This is a genomic window from Armatimonadota bacterium, from assembly GCA_031459715.1.
Classification (GTDB): Bacteria; Sysuimicrobiota; Sysuimicrobiia; order Sysuimicrobiales; family Humicultoraceae; genus Humicultor; species Humicultor tengchongensis.
This window is the reverse complement of the sequence record JAVKIA010000020.1, coordinates 26,529-44,203: the sequence shown is the minus strand read 5'-3', so window position 1 is coordinate 44,203 and position 17,675 is coordinate 26,529. Positions and strand designations below refer to the sequence as shown.

17 protein-coding genes are annotated in these 17,675 nt (G+C 68.8%); 4 read left to right on the top strand and 13 right to left on the bottom strand.

The features are described 5' to 3' along the window. The 4 genes from rfbD to QN152_08760 all read right to left on the bottom strand — a co-directional run. The coding region (gene rfbD, locus QN152_08775) for a dTDP-4-dehydrorhamnose reductase (GenBank protein MDR7539604.1) at positions 1 to 789 on the bottom strand (789 nt) is incomplete at its 3' end. Positions 790 to 810: 21 nt separating this feature from the next. Beyond that, on the bottom strand, positions 811 to 1,839 hold the full coding sequence (locus tag QN152_08770) for an SDR family oxidoreductase (protein MDR7539603.1): 1,029 nt from the start codon (positions 1,837 to 1,839) through the stop codon (positions 811 to 813). Beyond that, positions 1,836 to 2,324 (bottom strand): dTDP-4-dehydrorhamnose 3,5-epimerase family protein, encoded by a 489-nt coding sequence (locus tag QN152_08765; protein ID MDR7539602.1) that lies wholly within the window; start codon positions 2,322 to 2,324, stop codon positions 1,836 to 1,838. The genes QN152_08770 and QN152_08765 overlap by 4 nt, the downstream gene beginning before the upstream one ends. A 20-nt stretch (positions 2,325 to 2,344) precedes the next feature. Then, positions 2,345 to 3,679: a hypothetical protein gene (locus QN152_08760; protein ID MDR7539601.1), complete on the bottom strand. Its 1,335-nt coding sequence runs from the start codon at positions 3,677 to 3,679 to the stop codon at positions 2,345 to 2,347. Between the two features lie 435 nt (positions 3,680 to 4,114). Between QN152_08760 and QN152_08755 the strand changes: the two genes are divergently transcribed. Further along, a complete protein-coding gene (locus tag QN152_08755; protein MDR7539600.1) occupies positions 4,115 to 5,419 on the top strand; it encodes a hypothetical protein in 1,305 nt (434 codons plus the stop codon). A gap of 1 nt (position 5,420) precedes the next feature. Here the strand turns inward: QN152_08755 and QN152_08750 are convergent, their stop codons facing one another. Then, positions 5,421 to 6,530 carry a hypothetical protein gene (locus QN152_08750; protein ID MDR7539599.1) on the bottom strand — a complete coding sequence of 370 codons (1,110 nt, stop codon included), beginning with the start codon at positions 6,528 to 6,530 and terminating at the stop codon, positions 5,421 to 5,423. 170 nt (positions 6,531 to 6,700) lie between these two features. On the opposite strand from QN152_08750, the gene QN152_08745 reads away from it, so the two are divergent. From QN152_08745 to QN152_08735, 3 genes are read left to right on the top strand one after another with little or no spacing between them, the layout of a single operon-like run. Then, positions 6,701 to 7,864, top strand: coding sequence for a cysteine desulfurase family protein (locus tag QN152_08745; protein MDR7539598.1), 1,164 nt, complete (start codon positions 6,701 to 6,703; stop codon positions 7,862 to 7,864). Next, positions 7,861 to 9,060 carry a tRNA uracil 4-sulfurtransferase ThiI gene (thiI, locus tag QN152_08740; GenBank protein ID MDR7539597.1) on the top strand — a complete coding sequence of 400 codons (1,200 nt, stop codon included), beginning with the start codon at positions 7,861 to 7,863 and terminating at the stop codon, positions 9,058 to 9,060. Before QN152_08745 ends, thiI begins: the two co-directional genes overlap by 4 nt. Positions 9,061 to 9,103: 43 nt before the next feature. Further along, a complete protein-coding gene (locus QN152_08735) occupies positions 9,104 to 10,180 on the top strand; it encodes a glycosyltransferase (protein ID MDR7539596.1) in 1,077 nt (358 codons plus the stop codon). A 19-nt stretch (positions 10,181 to 10,199) separates the two neighbouring features. Here QN152_08735 and QN152_08730 read toward each other — a convergent pair whose 3' ends face one another. The 8 genes from QN152_08730 to QN152_08695 form a co-directional block, all read right to left on the bottom strand. Continuing rightward, complete coding sequence (locus QN152_08730) at positions 10,200 to 11,558, bottom strand: glycosyltransferase family 2 protein (protein MDR7539595.1); 1,359 nt, start codon at positions 11,556 to 11,558, stop codon at positions 10,200 to 10,202. A 13-nt stretch (positions 11,559 to 11,571) separates the two neighbouring features. Further along, positions 11,572 to 12,594, bottom strand: a complete 1,023-nt coding sequence (mtnA, locus tag QN152_08725; GenBank protein MDR7539594.1) for an S-methyl-5-thioribose-1-phosphate isomerase — start codon at positions 12,592 to 12,594, stop codon at positions 11,572 to 11,574. 14 nt (positions 12,595 to 12,608) lie between these two features. Beyond that, positions 12,609 to 13,001, bottom strand: a complete 393-nt coding sequence (locus QN152_08720; GenBank protein ID MDR7539593.1) for a cell division protein SepF — start codon at positions 12,999 to 13,001, stop codon at positions 12,609 to 12,611. Between the two features lie 65 nt (positions 13,002 to 13,066). Beyond that, positions 13,067 to 13,774: a YggS family pyridoxal phosphate-dependent enzyme gene (locus QN152_08715; protein MDR7539592.1), complete on the bottom strand. Its 708-nt coding sequence runs from the start codon at positions 13,772 to 13,774 to the stop codon at positions 13,067 to 13,069. Positions 13,775 to 13,807: 33 nt separating this feature from the next. Continuing rightward, positions 13,808 to 14,605: a peptidoglycan editing factor PgeF gene (gene pgeF / locus QN152_08710; GenBank protein ID MDR7539591.1), complete on the bottom strand. Its 798-nt coding sequence runs from the start codon at positions 14,603 to 14,605 to the stop codon at positions 13,808 to 13,810. Continuing rightward, the gene (gene phnE, locus QN152_08705) at positions 14,595 to 15,758 is read right to left on the bottom strand and encodes a phosphonate ABC transporter, permease protein PhnE (protein ID MDR7539590.1); all 1,164 of its coding nucleotides are present in this window, start codon (positions 15,756 to 15,758) and stop codon (positions 14,595 to 14,597) included. The genes pgeF and phnE overlap by 11 nt, the downstream gene beginning before the upstream one ends. A gap of 1 nt (position 15,759) precedes the next feature. Further along, the gene (phnC, locus tag QN152_08700) at positions 15,760 to 16,536 is read right to left on the bottom strand and encodes a phosphonate ABC transporter ATP-binding protein (GenBank protein MDR7539589.1); all 777 of its coding nucleotides are present in this window, start codon (positions 16,534 to 16,536) and stop codon (positions 15,760 to 15,762) included. Positions 16,537 to 16,609: 73 nt separating this feature from the next. Continuing rightward, positions 16,610 to 17,581: a phosphate/phosphite/phosphonate ABC transporter substrate-binding protein gene (locus tag QN152_08695; GenBank protein MDR7539588.1), complete on the bottom strand. Its 972-nt coding sequence runs from the start codon at positions 17,579 to 17,581 to the stop codon at positions 16,610 to 16,612. Between the last annotated feature and the right edge of the window lie 94 nt (positions 17,582 to 17,675).

Below are 17,675 nucleotides of genomic sequence, written 5' to 3'. Positions count from 1 at the left end.
AGCTGACAGGATAGCTCGCGAGATGAGGGCACTAAATGCTGGGCGAGCAGCCTTCGGCGCAAGGGCCTGAATATTGGTCGGCGTAAGACTCGCCTGCGCCTTCGCGAGCTCCAGGATTGCCTTAGCGAAGGCGTACCAGCTGCAGCTCCCTGTATTCGTAAGGTGATAGACCCCGTAAGGCGCTCCACCCTCAATTAGACGACGGATCATCGATGCAGCATCCTCGGTGTACGTGGGGGACATAACTACGTCGCTAACTACGACGATAGGTTCGTTACGCTGAGCCCTGTCCAAGACCATCTCCACAAAACTTCGCTTTCTTGTCCCTTCAGCATGTCCGAATAGACTAGCTGTCCTTATGATGTAGTACCGCTCGCAAACAGACCTCACAAAGCACTCGCCAGCAAGCTTTGACACCCCGTACACATTGATAGGATTCGGGGGATCCGTTTCCTCGTACGGCTCGCCCTTCTGACCGTCAAACACATAGTCAGTGCTTACTTGAACGAGCACCGCGCCGCATGCGTGACAGGCTTGAGCGATATTCCGAACGGCAACCGCATTGACCGAGAACGCTTTTTCAGGATCGTCTTCACAAGCATCAGTATGGTGAAAAGCCGCAGTATTGATGACCACATGGGGGCGCATTGAGATTATGGCACCAGCAGCTCGGCGGTGATCCTGAATGTCGAAATCCTGGCGCGTCCATGGGATGGTGTGATGGCCGTCGAAAGCGCGTAACAGAGCCTGTCCCAACCTTCCGTTAGCTCCGACAATGGCTATCCGCATTGATCCGGCCATTGATGTTGATCATTTCAAGACCCGCGCCGCCAGATGGGAGTTCGTACTGGCAGTCACTGCTTCGCCGAGCGTGTCAGCTGTCCGCCACACAAGTCTTCCCAGGAGTTCGGAGACACCATCGGCAAGCGAACGCCGGGGACGCCAGCCGACTCGTCTCAGGCCATCGCCGCTGATCCGACCCGTGCGCTGGGGAACTAGACTCGTGCCATGACGCAGGACGAGGCCTCGCCCAAGCACTCTCCGGACTACCTCGTCAACCTCGGCGGTGAGGTCCACGAGTCGGGCGTTTCTCTCCACGACACTGAACAGACCGCCATTCATTTCGGCGAGCGGGATGGTCAGAAGGCAGACATATGCACTCGCAGCATCAAAAACGTGCGCGATGGGGCGCCAGACGATACCGTGATCGTGCAGGACGAAAGAGCTGCCCCGCCAAGCATCAAGTACAACCCGGTTGAGCGCGAGATCCCACCTCATCACAGGGCTGTAGCCATAAAGAGAGCCCTTGCGCACCAGGATCACCAGGAAGCTGGCGTCGGCGAGCTCGGCAAGCGCTCGCTCCGCAGCTAACTTAGATCGGGCGTAAACACCCAGGGACGACTCGGCGGGCGGCTGATCATCTTCCTCAAGGATGGCATGCTGCAGCCGATGACCGGTGGGAACCTGATAGATTGCAGCCGTGGAGGCAAACAGGAAACGTCGCACCCCAGCCTTCTTAGCTGCGCGGCCAACCGCAAAAGCTGATTCCACATTCACATGCCAGGTCTGCGCCGGGTCCGTTTCAGCGGCGGCATCACCGGAAACCCCCGCCAGGTGGACTACGCCTTCAACCCCCTTGAAGAGAGCAGGCTTCCTTGCCAGATCGTCCAGTGAATACGGATACAATTCAACGTGCGAGCCGAACGGCAGCGCTGCTTCAAGGCGACGAAGGCGATCCTCGTTGCAGTCGATGGCCACGACCTCGTGCCCATGAGACGCCAGCAGCGGGGTCAGGACCGACCCCACGTAACCGGCTGCACCCGTGACGAGGATCTTCATCGACCCCTCACCGTCCACACATCTCCGAAGCTATCGGGGGAGATGCGTACTTCGTCGGGCTTCTCCCGGTTGTAGACCTCACTGGCGACGCTGACCAGCTGAGTGTCGTCTGCCAGCGACATCCAGCCGTGGTAGACGCCGGGGGGAATGGCGATGAGGCTGGGGTTTTGGGCGGAGGTGACAAATACATTCATCTGCCCGTAGGTAGGGGAGTCGCGACGGTCGTCCACCAGCACCACCTTGGCCGCGCCCCGGCTGATGAAAAACCAGTCCCACTGCGCTTCATGCTTGTGAAAGGCGCGGATCGTCCCCCGGGCGAAATTGCCCACCAGGTAGACCTGGCCGAACTTGGCAAAGTGCGGGTCAACCTGGCGCAGGATCTCGATGAGGTAGCCGCGGTCGTCCACGTGGGCCACCAGTGGCACAAAACTCACGTCCCGGATCGTGGCCACATTTTGCTTTGCCAGCATGATGTCCAGCTTCATCGTCCCACCGCTCCCGTTCTTTAAGACTCCACCGCCCCCGCCGCCTGGGGAGACCTTACCGGTCCGGACCGCAGCAGCAGGGACGACCAGACCACACCGAGCGCCATCAGGCCCGCGACCACCACCAGCGCAGCAGTGGCCTGCACGCTGCGGGCCAGCGCGACCAGGGCCACGGGGAAGGCTGCCGCCTGCAGGACGATCCAGCGCAGGATCCCCGTCCGGCCCGCACCGAGGTGATAGTAGATCCCAAGCAGCGCCAGCTCCGTGGCCAGCATCCCCAGGCCAACCAGCGGCAGCAGCGGGGCCCCCGCCACGTAGGCGCCGCCGAAGAGGACTCGCATGACGGTCCCAGGCGCCAGCGCATAGACTGCCAGCAACGTCCCCCCCGCGCCGACGGCGTAGAGGGCGGTGCGCAGCAGGACGCCCCGGCTTCTGCCGTCCCGCGCGTTTCGCCGCACCACCTCCGGCAGCATGACCATGGCCAGGGGCGCTGTGGCGTATAGGATGATCTTGCCCCCGGTGGAGGCGGCGGCGTAAATCCCGGCGTCCGCCGGGGGAAAGCGCGTCTTCACGAAGACCACGTCGGCGTATGTGAGCACCGTCATCCCGGCCGCGGCCAGCAGGTACGGCACCAGCCATCGCAGGGCCTCACCACTCTGCACGGCGGGAGCCGAGGGGGCTACCGCGGCAGAGCTCGGGGAGCCTGAGGGCGAGAGCACCCGTGCGCTGCGCAGGGTCACCACCAGTGCCCCCAGAGAGGCCAGGCTGATGGCAGCCACGGCCCCATTCAGCCCAAGACCCAGGGAGACCAGGAGGACCCCCAGACCAAGCCGGAGCATCCCCTCCAACAAGAAGCTTCGTCCCAGGGTCCAGAAACGACGACTCCCCTGCAGCATCCCCCGGACCAGCGGCAGGGGCACCCAGGAAACGAGAGCGGTGCCCAGCACCATCACCGGGGCGGGTGATCCCAGCCGCAACAAACCGGCCAGCGGGGAGCTGAACGCCATCACCAGGGCGGAAGCCGCCAGGCCCAGCAGCAGGAAGGCCCTCAGCCAGCCCGAGAGCATGTCCGGAGAAAACGGCGCGGCCCCGGCGACCGAAGACGATATGGTCCCGGGGTGCGAAGAGGATGTGGTCGCGCTGCGCCCTCCGCGGGCCACGGAGGCCGATACCCCCATCTGGATCGCCGTCACCGGGACGGTGAGGATGAACAGCGCCCCCAGCAGGGCACTGAGACCCCCGTAGCCGGCAGGGGCCAGCGTCCGGCTCATGACCATGTGGTAGACCCAGTTGGCGCCGTTCATGCCCGCCATGCCCATCGCCAGGGCCATCCCCTCCCGCGCCAACCGGTCCATCCGCACACCTGCGCGCCGTCGCGCCACCATCAGCTCCGCGAACCCCTAATCGGAAACACCGAGCACCGAAGACGCCCTGGGAAACCGGGTCCGCGTCCTCCATTGGGGCATGCCTCCGCCCTGCTCACGGCGGAGGCGCCCGGCCATCACCCTGCTCTAGACGTGAGGTAGGCAATTTATTCTCTAGAGTGCGGGCGAATCCTTTCCTCCGCCTTCACGCCCCACGCGTACTGCGGAAGCCGGAAATCCCGGGGGCACCTCTGCGGAATCACCGCGCAACATCACGTGAAGTCTGAAAGAACTCTCCCCTCCTCGGGGCGACTAAAAAGCGCTCGCGGCGTCCTTGGCAGAGGGAAATCCCCCTGTGCCGCGAAAGCATATGCGTATCGTCCGGGACAAATTGACGGCGCAGGTCTGTCGAGGGTGGGGGCTTCGGTGATCCGATTCGCTTGCGCGGTCTTGCTGACCGCCCTGTTGCTGGGCGCTAATCCCCTCTGGGCGGCTCCGGTCCCGCTCCCGCCAGTCGGCGGGGTGCGCATCGAGCTGCTCACTCACGACGCCCGGCGGCCGTTGCGGCCGGGAGATCGGATAACGGTGACGCTGCGGGGCAGCGCCGGCGGGTCGGCGACGTTCCACATCTTCGGCGTGGTGGCCAACGTGGGGATGCGGGAGATCCGCACGGGCGTCTACCAGGCGCAGCCCGCGCTCTACACGGGGACGTATATCGTCCGCCCTGGAGACGCGGCGCTGAACGCCGCCGTGCTGGCCTCGCTCAGCGTGGGCGGCCACGAGGTTATGGGGGTAGGCAACCGGCCTTTGACTATCGACACCCGCGGCCCGGTGGTCGTCTCCCGCCAGCCCAAGCCCGGGGTGAACCTGGCTAACATCCGGCCAAACATCGTAGTGCAGTACTTCGACGGCATCTCCGGGGTGCATCCGGGAACCGTCAGGCTGGCCGTCAACGGGCAGAACGTCACCGCCCGCGCCTCCATCTCGGAGACCGAGGTTGCCTACAACCCCGAAAGCCCCTTCCGTCCCGGTCCGGTGCAGGTTCAGGTGGCGGCGGGCGACCGGGCCGGCAACAGCGAACGTGTGGAGTGGTCGTTCACGGTCGCTCCGCCCGGCGACCTGCTCAAGTCGGTGACCATCAACCCCGCCACGCCCCTCGCCCCGGGCGACCTGCTCACCGTGGTGGCCTCAGGTGCTCCCGGCGGCAGGGCGACATTTTCCATCCAGGGTCTTCCTGGGGCGGTGGCCATGCGGGAGTCACGCACGGCGGGGGTCTACTTCGGGACCCTGGCGGCGGCCACAGGGATCTCCCTGGTCGACGCGCCGCTGGCGGTGACACTGGAGAAGGGTGGTCGCCGCAGCACCCTGGCCGCCTCAGCCGGCGTCACCATCGTGGGCGCGCCTCCGCCGGCCCCGGTGGTCACCGCGCCGGGCCGGGCCATCGTTCTGGGTGAGGAGCCCCTGGCCCGGATCGTCCTGCGCGGGCGCTCCCGGCCGGGGTTCCGCATTCTGGGCCGCCTGACCTTCGTGGCCCGCTCCACAGACGGCGACCAGCAGGGAACGCTGGGAGAGTTCACCACCATCGCCGGCGCCGACGGGGGCTGGCAGGTCGCGCTGGGGTCTCTGGTCGCTCCGCAGGGTGCCCGGATCGTTGCCACCGTGGTCGCTTTCGACCCGACCGGCCGCAGGTCCCCTCCCGCGGTCCAGGAGGTGGCGCAGGCGGGGCCGTAGCTCAGGGCGCGGGAGCCAGCACAATCCGAAGGCCCGCCCCGAACCGCGCTCTGACCGTCCTGACGATCTCCTCCGCCACCGACCGCCGGTAGGGCCCCAGCGTGATGTAGTACGCGCTACCTCCCCCGGGCCGGCTCACCCGCGCGCCGTAGCCCGCCACCGTCAGCTCCGCAGCGATCTCCGAAGCGGTAGCGGCCTCGGTAAGGGGCCCGATCTGGATCAGGACGAACGGCTCGTTGACGTCGAGCGGAGGCTGTGGCGTGACCGGGGCGGGCGGAGGGGGCACCACCGGTGTGGACGGTGGTGTAGCCCTGGCAGGCGGAGGGGACACCGGTGCGGACGGTGGTGTAGCCGGGGCCGGCGGCGCGGGCCGGGGTGTGGGTGAGAGCACCGGCCGCGGCGTGGCCACAGCTCGTCGGGTCGGGCGCGGGGTGACTCTGGGCCGGGACGCGGGGGTAGGCCGGGCTCTGGCCGTGGGGGGCGCGGGCGGGGCGGCCTGCGGCGGTGAGGTGGGCTGCACGGCCGGCGGAGGAGGAGGCGGGCTCGGTTGAGCGGGCGGGCGCTGCGCCGCCGGAGGAGGCACGCCCCGCTCCTGTTCCACTTCGGCTGCAGCCAGCAGGGAGGCCTTGGCCAGCAGCTCCATGGTGGGGATGGTGTAGTGCTCCTCGGTCTCCACGCCCCTGGTCACGGCGTCCTGGTAGGTGGCGGCCTGGCGGCGCAGCAGCTCCGGGTCGTCGCGGGCCATCCGCCGCCGTACGGTCACCAGACCCCGCATGGCCTCCTGATCGAGCGGGTCGACCAGCAGCAGTGCCAGGTAGGTCTCCTGCGCCTCCTGCAGACGGCCGGCGTTCAGGAGTCTTTTCGCCTCAGCGTACAGCGGGTCTGGGCCTGTGGTCGGAGCCGCAGGCGGAAGGCCGGGGAGGCCCAGGTCCCCCGGAGGCAGCGTGGGCGGGATCGGCGCCGGCAGGGTACCGACTCCTCCCGGCCCGCGCTCCAGGCGCGGCAGACTGGAGCGAAGCGTCTCCCACTGGCTCACGCCCACCAGTAGGATCAATCCGCCGATGACCGCACCGAGGAAGGCGCTGATAACCACCGCGAGATAGGTGCGCATGTCAGCGCACCCGCCAGTAGGTTGCGAGGGCGGTCAGCGCGCGGAGGGTCCGCAGGAGCGGCGTGGCTGTAGCCCAGTGCATCTCGTCCCTATCCTACACCGCCGCGCGGTGCCGCCCAACCCGCGGGAGTTCGTGTTGCGGCACCCGGGAGGCGGCGGTACGATTAGCCATGATGTCTGCCCCGCGCGTGATTTACCTGGACAACGCGGCCACCACGCGGCCCGATCCGGCGGTGGTGGCGGCCATGACGGCCGTGCTCACCGAGGATTACGGAAACCCCTCCTCGATCCACGGTCTGGGGGTGCGGGCGGAACGCCGCGTCGCCTGGGCCCGCGCCGAAGTGGCCGCACTGCTCGGGGTCTCTCCGGCGACGGTCGTCTTCACCTCGGGGGGGACCGAAGCCAACAACCTGGCCCTGAAGGGAGCCGCCCGCGCCTACCGGCATCGGGGCCGCCACATGGTCACCACCGCGGTGGAGCACTCCTCGGTGCTGGAGGCGCTGCGCAGTCTGGAGGCGGAAGGCTTCACCCTCACCGTGCTCCCGGTGGACGGCGCCGGGCGGGTGGATCCCGGCGCCCTGCGCCGCGCCCTGCGGCCGGAGACGGTGCTGGTCTCGGTCATGGCAGTGAACAACGAGGTCGGTACCGTCCAGCCGGTGGCGGAGATCGCCCGCATCGTCCGGGAGGCCCGCGGCCGGGGGCGCACCCCGCTGCTCCACGTGGATGCGGTGCAGGCCTTCGGCCGCATCCCTCTCCCCGCCTCTGACGTGGACCTGCTTACCGTCTCCGCGCACAAGGTGCACGGACCCAAAGGGGTGGGCGCGCTGGTGGTGGATGCGGGGGTCAGGCTGGACCCGCTGCTGCACGGCGGCGACCAGCAGCGGGCGCTACGCCCGGGGACCGAGAACGTACCCGGGATCGTCGGCTTCGGCGCCGCCGTCGCCCGTCTGCGCCAGGAGGGGGAAGCGGCGGTGAGTCACCTGGAGCGGCTGCGTGACCGTCTGCGGGAGCGCCTTTGCACCATCCCCGGGCTCGTCTGCAACACCCCCGACACCGGCGCTGCGCCGCACATCCTCAGCGTGCGCCTCCGTGGCGTGCGCGGTGAGACGCTGGTGCACCACCTGGAGGTCGAGGGGATCTACGTCTCCACGGGTTCTGCCTGCCACTCCCGCGACCCGCGGCCCAGCCACGTCCTGCTGGCTATGGGGCTGTCGCCCGACGATGCGCTCTCCAGCATCCGCATCAGCCTGGCCCGTACCACCACCGCCGAGGAGGTGGATGCCGCTGCAGAGGCCCTGGCGCGCGCGGCAGCGGAGCTGCGGGTGCTGGTGTGACGGAGCGCATTCTGCTGGTCCGCTACGGAGAGATCGCCCTGAAGGGCCGCAACCGTCCCTTCTTCCTTCAGGCCCTTACCCGCAACCTGGCGGCGCAGGCCGGACGGCCGCTGCAGATCCGTTACCACTTCGGCCGCGTGCTCGTCCACCTGGACTGGGAGGAGGACGACTCGCTGATCGACCGCCTGCGGCGCACCTTCGGCGTGGTCTCGATCAGCCCCGCGCTGCAGGTCCCCCCGCGCCTGGACGCCATCACCGAGGCCGCGGCGGCCCTCGTCGCCCGGGCGCTGGGGCGGCGGGCGGCGGTCACGTTCAAGGTGGACGCCCGCCGCGCGGACAAACGGTTCCCCCTCTCCTCGGTGGAGGTGAACGCTGCCGTGGGCAGGCACCTGCAGGAGCGCTTCGGCCTGCGTGTGGACCTGACCGCGCCGGACCTGACCATATCCGTGGAGGTGCGCGATCTGGCCTACGTGTACACGAAGGTTCTGCCCGGTCCCGGCGGCCTGCCCGTGGGCACGGGAGGCCGCGTGGTGGCCCTACTCTCCGGCGGCATTGACAGTCCCGTGGCCGCCTGGATGGCCGCACGTCGCGGCCTGGTGGTCACCCCCGTGCACTGCTACGCCTTTCCCTTTGTCAACGAGCGGTCGAAGCTGAAGGTCGTAGACCTCTGCCGGGTCCTCGCCGGATACGCCGGGCCGCTGCGCCTGTGGGTGGCCCACTTCACGGAGATCCAGCGGGCGGTGCAGCTGGTGGTGCGGGTGGACCTGCGGGTGACGGTGCTGCGGCGGATGATGATGCGCCTGGCGGAGCGGATCGCCCGGCGCGAGGGCGCCCTGGCCCTGGTGACCGGGGAGAGCCTGGGACAGGTGGCCAGCCAGACCCTTCCCTCCATGGCTGTGATTGACGCCGCTACCACGCTCCCCGTTCTCCGCCCCCTGGTGGGCATGGACAAGACTGAGATCACCGCCCGTGCCCGCGAGATCGGGACCTACGAGATTTCCATCCTTCCCTACGAGGACTGCTGCTCGCTGTTCGTCCCGGCTCACCCACGTACCCAGCCCACCCTGGCCGAGGTGGAAGACCAGGAGCGGGACCTGGCGGTGGAGCCCCTGCTGGCCGAAGCGGTGGAACGCAGCACTCTGCAGGAGGTCTCCCCGCGCGAATCCCCGGAACTTCTGCCTGCCCGCCTGGCCTGACCGCGGCGGCCGCGCAGCAGGAAGAGACGGCGAGCACGCATAAGTGTTTCCTGTCGGGCCCGATTCGGCAACGCGTGGGGTACGTGTCGGGCCAATTCCGCCGCGGGACACCACGGCCGCGCAGGGGCTGCGATTGAGAGTCTGCGTGTATCTGGAGCGCAGCAAGCGGCGCGTCTGGAGCAGCGGGATCCATCGCGCGTACGAGAACCAGATCAAGGCTCTGCAGGCCGCGGGCGTGGACTTCACCTGCGATCCGCGGGACGACTTCGACCTCCTGCACATCCACACCATCGGTCCGCGTTCCGTCTACTTGGCGGAGAAGTACGCCGGTCGCCGACCGGTGGTGATGCACAGCCACACCACGGCGGAGGACTACGCCAACTCCTTTGTCATGAGCGATACCGTGGCGCCCTACCTGGGGCGTTTCCTGCGCTACTACTACAACAAGGCGGACCTGCTCATCGCCCCCTCGCCCTACACCCGGGAGGTGCTGCGGCGCTACGAGGTAACCCGCCCCATCGAGGTGGTGAGCAACGGGGTGGACCTGCGCCGCTTCCAGCCCTCGGAGCGCCGCCGCCTGGCCGCCCGCCGCCGCTACGGCCTCTCCGGCACTGTCGTCTTCGCCGTGGGGCTGGTCCTGCTGCGCAAGGGCGTGGATATGTTCTGTGAGGTCGCCCGCCGGGTGCCCGAGCTCTCCTTCGTCTGGTTTGGCCGCATCTCCAAGATGGTGAAGGCGGAGACGCTGGACGTTATCGCCCAGGCGCCGCCCAACGTCCTCTTCCCCGGCTACGTGGACGACGTGTCGGATGCCTACGCCGCCGGAGACCTCTTCTTCTTCCCCAGCCTGGTGGAGAACGAAGGGATCGCTATCCTGGAGGCGGCAGCAGCGGGACGACCGCTGGTGCTGCGTGACGCCGAATGCTTCGCCGGCCGCTTCATCCACGGGGAGAACTGCCTGATGGGCTCCACCCCCCAGGAATTTGCCATCCAGCTGCGCCGTCTGGCGGCCGACGGGGCATTGCGCGACCGGCTCGGCACGGCCTCCCGAGCCTTCGCCGCGCGGCACTCCCTGGAGCAGGTCGGCCGCCGCCTGCGGGAGATCTATACGCGCCTGATGTAGGAGACGCCGCCGGCCGGCCTCAGGCCGGGTACTCTCCCGCACTTTCCCTGGAGGCGGTGCCCAGGTGGGAGGTCTTGGCCCACTCCACCCGGCCGGTGACCGCTCCGCGCACGTAGCGGGCGATGGCCAGCGGCACCACGATCACCCGGTGCAGGGCGAAGACGGAGGAGCGCAGCAGCACCCAGCTCACCGCAAGCGGCGACCATCCCCGCTCCCGCACCACGGTAGCCACCAGGGCCAGGGTGAAGAAGGCGGAGATGGCCACCATCACCTCCCGGGCGATGCCCAGGAAGAGGACCACGGCGCCGGCCAGCCCGACCAGGGCGTAGGCGTAGGTGGTGAGCAGCGCCAGCGTCGCCAGCAGCAGCCCGGCCAGGAAGAAGAACATGTCCAGCCGCACCCGCAGCGGCACGCGGGCCACCAGCATCGCCGGAAGCTGCTCGCCCAGGCAGCGCAGCGCCCCCTCGAACCAGCGGGTGCGCTGGCGGAGCAGGGCGCCTATTCCCTCCACCGCCTCCTCCCAGACCACGGCGTCATCGCAGTAGCGAATTCGCCAGCCGGCCAGGTAGAGGCGGACGGAGAGGTCGATATCCTCGGTGAGGGCCTGCTCGTTCCACCCCCCCACCGCCTGCAGCGCCTCCCGCCTCACCAGCATCCCGTTGCCGGCGAAGGTGACGAAGGCACCCGCGGCCTGGCGCGCCCGCTGCAGTGCGGTGTAGGTCACGGCGAACTCGTCGTCCTGCATCCGGGTGAGCAGGTTCCCCCCGGCGTTGTAGAACAGCCGCCGCCCCTGCACTCCGCCCACCCGGGGATCGTCCAGGGCGGCCACCAGCCGCTGCAGGTAGTCCGGGGCCACGCGGGCGTCCGCGTCGAAGACCGCCAGGAGCCGCCCGCGGGCCTGGCGCGTCCCGGCGTTGAGCGCCGCGGCCTTCCCCCGCCCGCCCACCGCCGTACGCACCACGCGGATCCCCAGCTCCCGCGCCAGCCCCCGCAGGATGCGCGGCGTTCTGTCGCGCGAGCCATCGTCGATGACGATGATCTCATAGCGGCGGCGCCGTCCGGCGTGGTAGTCCAGCCGCGCCAGGCACCGCACGGTCTCCTCGATGACCCGCTCCTCGTCCCGCGCCGGCACCAGCACCGAGACAAAGGGACGCAGCCGCCGATCCTGCGGCGAGGTGGGGCGGCGGCCCAGGCTGAGTATGAACATAGTCCCCATGGAGACGCTGAGGGCGATGAAGAGGACCTGCAGCCAGCGCACGCTGACCATGTAGGTATGGAACATGAACCGTCCCAGGTACTCCATACTGTGCACGGCCTGTGCCGTCCAGAGGACGACGATGAGCAGGAGGACCAGGTGGCTGGTGGCGCGGGTGCGCACCGGCGGGAGCCCTCTAGCCTTCCACCGCAGCCAGGAGGCGGGCCAGCGAGTGCGTGTAGGGGGGTGTGGCCACGCCGCCGTCGGTCACGATGGCCGTGATCAGGTGGTGTGGGGTGAGGTCGAAGGCTGGATTGCGCACACGCACCCCTTCCGCCGCCACCTGCCGGCCGCACCAGCGAACGATCTCCTGGGCAGGCCGCTCCTCCAGAGGGATGGCGGCGCCGTCGTCCACCAGCGGGTCGACCGAAGAGAGGGGCGCGGCCACCAGGAAGGGGATCTGGTGGGTCCGCGCCAGCACCGCCAGGGTGTAGGTGCCGATCTTGTTGGCCACGTCTCCGTTGCGGGCCACGCGGTCGGCGCCCACAACGACCCGGTCAATCTCGCCGCGGGCCATCAGGCTCCCCGCAGCATTGTCGGTGATGAGCGTGGCCGGAATGCCGTCCCGCTGCAGCTCCCAGGTGGTCAGGCGCGCCCCCTGCAGGACGGGACGCGTCTCGCAGACGATGACCTCGATCCCCTTGCCCTGCTCGTGGGCGCGGCGGAGGATCCCGTAGGCGGTGCCGCCTTCAACGGTGGCCAGGCTTCCGGTGTTGCAGTAGGTGAGGATGCGCTCCCCCGGCCGGATGAGGGCCGCGCCGGCCTCGGCGATGGCCCGGTTGGCGCGGATGTCCTGGGCGGCGATGGCCTCCGCCTCCCCCAGCAGCACCTCCGCCAGGGGCCCGTTCCCGCGGGATGCTGCCGCCTGCATGCGCTCCAGGGCCCAGCGCAGATTGACGGCGGTGGGCCGGGTCGCCGCCAGCCCCTCCACGGCCCGCTGCAGCGCCACGGGAGCGGCCTGAGCGGGCGCGTCCTGCACCGCCAGCACCACCGCGTAGGCGGCGGCCGCACCGATGGCCGGCGCCCCGCGGATGGCCAGGGTGCGGATGGCCTCGGCCACCTCTTCCCAGGTGCGGCAGGTGCGAACGGTAACCTCGCCGGGCAGGCGGGTCTGGTCCAGCAGGCGGACCGTTCCCTCCTCCCACCAGACCGTCCTCATGGACACCCCTTGCGCTACTCGATCGGAAAGAGGGCCGCGCGCTCGGGCGGGGTCAACTCCGTCGTGATGAGCACGTTGCTGGGCGTGAAGAGAAACATCTCCTCCCCCACCCGCTGCAGGTGACCGTCCAGCGCGTAGGTGGCACCGCTGAGGAAGTCGACGATTCGCCGGGCCACCTCCGCTTCCACCCCCTGCAGGTTGACGAAGACCGGACGCCGGGCCTTGACGAAATCCGCTCCCCGCCGGGCGTCGTCCAGTGACCGGGGGTCGATCACCACGATCTCCCACTGCCGCTGGGCATGCAGGCTGAAGACCGGCGACCGCCGCGCCGGCGCCGCCTGAGCGCCCTGGGCATCTTCGTCGTCAACCTCCTCGGACAGACCGAGGAACGTCATGAACTTCTCCATGGCCCCCACCAGGCATCCCTCCTGCTTTCCCCTCCCCCCTGGCTGCGTGCTCTCCCGCTTCTCGCTCAGGTCGAGGGTGGCAGGGGCCGCTCCCTGAAGATCGCCCGGCCCACCCGGACCAGGGTCGCGCCCTCCTCGATGGCCACCTCGAAGTCATCGCTCATGCCCATAGACAGCTCTTCCAGCCCCGGCCACTGCACCCGCAGGGCATCCCGCAGCTCCCGCAGCCGGCGGAAGACCGGCCTGACGCGCTGGGGGTCGGCCTCAAGCGGCGCAATCGTCATCAGCCCGCGCAGGATCAGGGCGGGCAGCCCGGCGATGTGGCGCACTGCCTGCGGCACCTCCGCCGGGGCGAACCCGTGCTTGCGCGGCTCGCCTGCCACGTTGACCTGCAGGAGCACCTCAACCCATCTCCCGGCGGCCTCCGCCCGCCGGGAGATGGCCTCCGCCAGCGGCAGAGAGTCCAGCGAGTGGATCAGGGCGAACGCCTCGACGGCCCGGCGGACCTTGTTCCGCTGCAGGTGCCCCACCAGGTGCCAGCGGGGCCCGGGGCCCAGGGCGGCGATCTTGGGCAGCGCCTCCTGGACGCGGTTCTCGCCGAAGTCGAGGACGCCCAGGGCCATGGCTTCACGGATACGCGCCGCGGCGACACCCTTGGTCACGGCGACGAGACGAACCGAATCCGCCCTCCGGCCACTCCGCTGCGCGGCCGCCTGCATCCGCTGTCGGACCGCGGCCAGACGCTGCGCCAGGTCCTCGTGCGACTGCTGCAAGGTATTTCTACAGGGTGCCGCGGATTCCTGGCCCTACGCCAGGCCGATCATCGCCCCCATCCGCCCGGTGACCCCGTCGCGGCGGTGGGAGAAGCACAGGTCCACCCGGCAGGCGGTACACAGTCCGCTGGTCCAGACCTGCTCCCCCGGCACGCCGGCTTCCAACAGCATCAGGCGGTTGGCCCGGACCAGGTCCAGCCACCAGTGCCCGGGGCGCCCGGGACGCAGTACCTCCCCGGCCCATCGCCACGGGGCGAACGCTGCGGCCACAGGTTCGTCCACCTCGTAGTGGCAGGGGCCGATGGCCGGGCCAAGGGCGACGCGCAGGTCGGCAGCGGCGCTGCCGAAGGCACGGGCCATGGCCTGGACCGCGGCTGCGGCCACGCCCGCCGCGGTCCCCCGCCATCCGGCATGCGCTGCGCCCACCGCCCGCCTCCGCGGGTCCCAGAGCAGAATAGCCACGCAGTCCGCGGTATGGATGGCCAGGGTCACGCCGGGCTGGGCAGAGACTAGGATGTCGGCGCCGGGAACCTTGGCTCCCCGCTCCCTGCGCCCCACCACCGCCACCGTCAGCCCGTGCACCTGAGAGGCCTCCACCTGGCTGTCGGGGTCAGCGCCCAGCGCCTCCAGGGCGCGCCGCCGGTTGGCTGCCACGCGCGCAGGCGCGTCCCCCACCGCGCGGCCCAGGTTGAGGGTGGCGTAGGGCGGCGGGCTGACCCCGCCCTGCCGGGTGGTGAAGCCGTGGAGGACGCCGTCTTCCTCCAGCGTGGGGGCCCGCAGCAGCGGCAGGCCGTTCGCGGCTGGGACCGCAGCGGCCGGCTCAGACCACACGTTCCCGCACCACGGCGCTGATGTAGTCCATCACCGCCACCACAATGGTGATCCCCCACACGGCGGTGGCCGCCTGCTGCCACTGCAGCAGGTTGATGAACTGCAGGAGCAGGAAGCCCACTCCCCCGCCGCCCACCATGCCGATGACGGTGGACATGCGCACGTTGATGTCCCAGCGGTAGATGGTGAAGGCGATGAACGGCGGGACGATCTGCGGGACCACCGCATAGCGGATCACCTGCAGGGCGCTGGCGCCGGTGGCGGTGATGGCCTCGATGGGCCCGGGGTCGATGGACTCGATCTGCTCGGAGTAGAGCTTGCCCAGGGAGGCGATGGAGTGCAGGGCCAGGGCCAGCACCCCGGCGAACGGCCCGATCCCCACCCACACCGCGAAGACTGTGGCCATGATCAGCGGCTCGATAGAACGGGCGATGTTCAGGACGGTGCGCACCACGTAGTAGATGCCCGTCCCTATGGGGCTGCGCGCCATCAGGTTCCGGGCCCCCAGGAAGCTGACGGGGACGGCGAAGATCACCGCCAGGGTGGTCCCCATCAGGGCCAGGAAGACGGTCTCCACCAGGCGGCCGAAGACCAGTCTCGCCGCCGGGCTAGGGCGGAGTTGCCGCCCTTCCAGCGTGACCTCCGCCGTCACGCGGTGGTGCGTCCCGATCATCTGGGGTACGGGCAGGCTGAGGGTAAAGCGCCCCTGGGCGTCGGTGTGGAATTGGGGCCCCTGAGCCGTGGCGCCCGCCTGATCGATCCAGATCAGGCGGCCGGGACGGTTCGGGGCAAACCCTTGGCCGCGGATCTCCAGGGTTTTCCCCGGCTGGGCCACCGGGGAGGAGAGCGCCAGCCTGGGGCCACTGGCCGGTGGCGCCTGTGCCGGAGCACCCTCCGCCGAGTAACTGAAAGGCGCCGTGGCGACCTGCGTGCGCGGGACCCAGGCCAGCACGTCCGGTCGAATCAGGTCCCGCACCAGCGGCCGGATCAGGTGCGCATTGGTCACCAGCTGCCCGATATCGATCTGCGTGACTCGCCACCCGTAAGCGTAGACCAGCCCCAGCGCCAGCACCAGCAGCGCCAGCGTCCAGGGTCGTGTCTGCGGTCGGGGGATGGCCGGGGGAACGGGCCGGGTGACGGTTTCGTGAACCATCCTAGGCGATCTCCACCTCCACGGCCTCCTCCCCGTAGATTTCCCGGAAGCGAACCTCGTCGACGTCCTGGGGGTATCCGGTGAACACCACGCGTCCGGCCTTCAGGGCAATCAGCCGCGTGCCGTAGCGGCGGGCCAGGCTGAGAAAGTGCAGGGCGCATAGGACGGTAATCCCGTCCTTTTTGTTCAGCTCCTCGATGTACTTGAGCACAGAGTGAGAGGTGGCGGGGTCGAGGCTGGCCACGGGCTCGTCGGCCAGGATCAGCCGCGGCTCCTGCATCAGGGCCCGGGCAATCCCCACCCGCTGCTGCTGTCCGCCGCTCAACTGGTCCGCCCGGGTGAAAGCTTTCTCCGGGATGCCCACCCGCTCCAGGTTTTCCATGGCCCGCTGCTTCAGGTCGCGGGGGAAGTAGTTGGTCAGCGCCCAGCTGGGTGGCAGGTAGCCCAGTCGGCCGGACAGGACATTGGTCAGCACCGAGGAGCGCTTCACCAGGTTGAACTGCTGGAAGATCATGCCGATCTGTCGCCGCACGGCCCGCAGGTCATCCGGCTTCAAGGCCGTGACCTCGATGTCGTCGATGTAGATCCGGCCCGAAGTCGGCTCGATCAGACGGTTGATGCAGCGCATCAGCGTCGACTTGCCCGACCCTGACAGGCCGATGACCACCATGAAGTCTCCAGGGTTGACCACAAAGCTGACATCGTCCAGCGCCCGCGTCCCGTCAGGGTAGACCTTCGTCAGGTGTTCAACACGGACGGCTGCCCCCTTCACCATCATCCCTCCATACGCACACCGGGGAGGGAGCCGCATCGGGTTCCCTCCCCGCTGCCTCTGCCCTGCATACCGTACGCTAGCGCACTATCTTGGTCAAATCGAGACCAAGCAACTTGACCGCATCCCGAATGGGGTTGAAGAACGCGTCCAGGCTGGGCACCAACCGCCGATCGACCCCGTACTTGGTCACCAGGAGCTCGTAGTCCGCATACCCCTGGTGCTGGTACAGCGCGTCCACCGCTTCCCTGCCCGGCGCCGTCTGAGCGATTCGGAACATGGCCTTGGTGATCTTCTGCTTCACCTCGGCCGGCAGCTCCTTGCGGAAGCTGATGGTGTCATTGGGGATGTAGGAAATCGTCGGGGGCCCCACGTACTCCAGGATGGCCACCTTCTGTTTGACATCGGGGAACTGTCTGGCCACGCGGTCGCGGGCATCGCTGCCGAACTGGTCGCCGAAGGTCGACCCTGCATCGGCGCTCCCCTGGTAGAGGGCGATGACCACTTTGTCGTGGCCACCGGTCTGAACCACCTGGCTGAAGAACGTGAAGGGGTCAAATCCTTTGCGCTTGATGTAGACCATCGGCCAGATGTATCCCGAAGTGGAGGCCGGATCCACCATGGCAAAGCGCTTGCCCTTCAGGTCGGCCAGGGTCTTAGCCCCCAGGTCGGCCCGCACCAGCAGTTGCGCGCCGTAGTAGGGCCGGTCGAACCGGATGGCAATGAGCCCCACCTCGGCCCCGCAGCGGGCGTTGGCCAGCACGTAAGAGGTCGGGGCGAACCAGGCGATGTGGACCCGCCCCGCACACAGGGCCTCAATGGTGGCCGCGTAGCTGGTGGGGACGGTGGCGGTGATCCTGTAGCCCGTGGCCACCTCCAGCATGCGGGCCACCACGGACCCGCTGGCCAGGACTCTCTCTGCGTCCAGCGAGGGCACGAAAGCCATGACAAGACTCACCTGGCCCATCGCCGGAGCCGACGGCAGAACCAGCAATACGGTGGCGACCAGAAGCGCCGCGGCTCTTCCCAGCAAACCACGATATCTCTTCACGGCGTCCCTCCCACTCGTATGGGCTACGTGACTGCCTCCCTCCTTCGGGCTCCGGAAAACCACCTCCTCCGCGACACGCCTCCGCAGCGGATGG

What these genes read in the sequence shown, in the direction of transcription:
- QN152_08770 (MDR7539603.1), bottom strand. Translation starts at nt 1,839, where the DNA reads ATGAAGATCCTCGTCACGGGTGCAGCCGGTTACGTGGGGTCGGTCCTG.
- QN152_08765 (MDR7539602.1), bottom strand. Translation starts at nt 2,324, where the DNA reads ATGAAGCTGGACATCATGCTGGCAAAGCAAAATGTGGCCACGATCCGG.
- QN152_08760 (MDR7539601.1), bottom strand. Translation starts at nt 3,679, where the DNA reads ATGGACCGGTTGGCGCGGGAGGGGATGGCCCTGGCGATGGGCATGGCG.
- QN152_08750 (MDR7539599.1), bottom strand. Translation starts at nt 6,530, where the DNA reads ATGCGCACCTATCTCGCGGTGGTTATCAGCGCCTTCCTCGGTGCGGTC.
- QN152_08745 (MDR7539598.1), top strand. Translation starts at nt 6,701, where the DNA reads ATGATGTCTGCCCCGCGCGTGATTTACCTGGACAACGCGGCCACCACG.
- mtnA (MDR7539594.1), bottom strand. Translation starts at nt 12,594, where the DNA reads ATGAGGACGGTCTGGTGGGAGGAGGGAACGGTCCGCCTGCTGGACCAG.
- QN152_08720 (MDR7539593.1), bottom strand. Translation starts at nt 13,001, where the DNA reads ATGGAGAAGTTCATGACGTTCCTCGGTCTGTCCGAGGAGGTTGACGAC.
- phnE (MDR7539590.1), bottom strand. Translation starts at nt 15,758, where the DNA reads ATGGTTCACGAAACCGTCACCCGGCCCGTTCCCCCGGCCATCCCCCGA.
- phnC (MDR7539589.1), bottom strand. Translation starts at nt 16,536, where the DNA reads ATGATGGTGAAGGGGGCAGCCGTCCGTGTTGAACACCTGACGAAGGTC.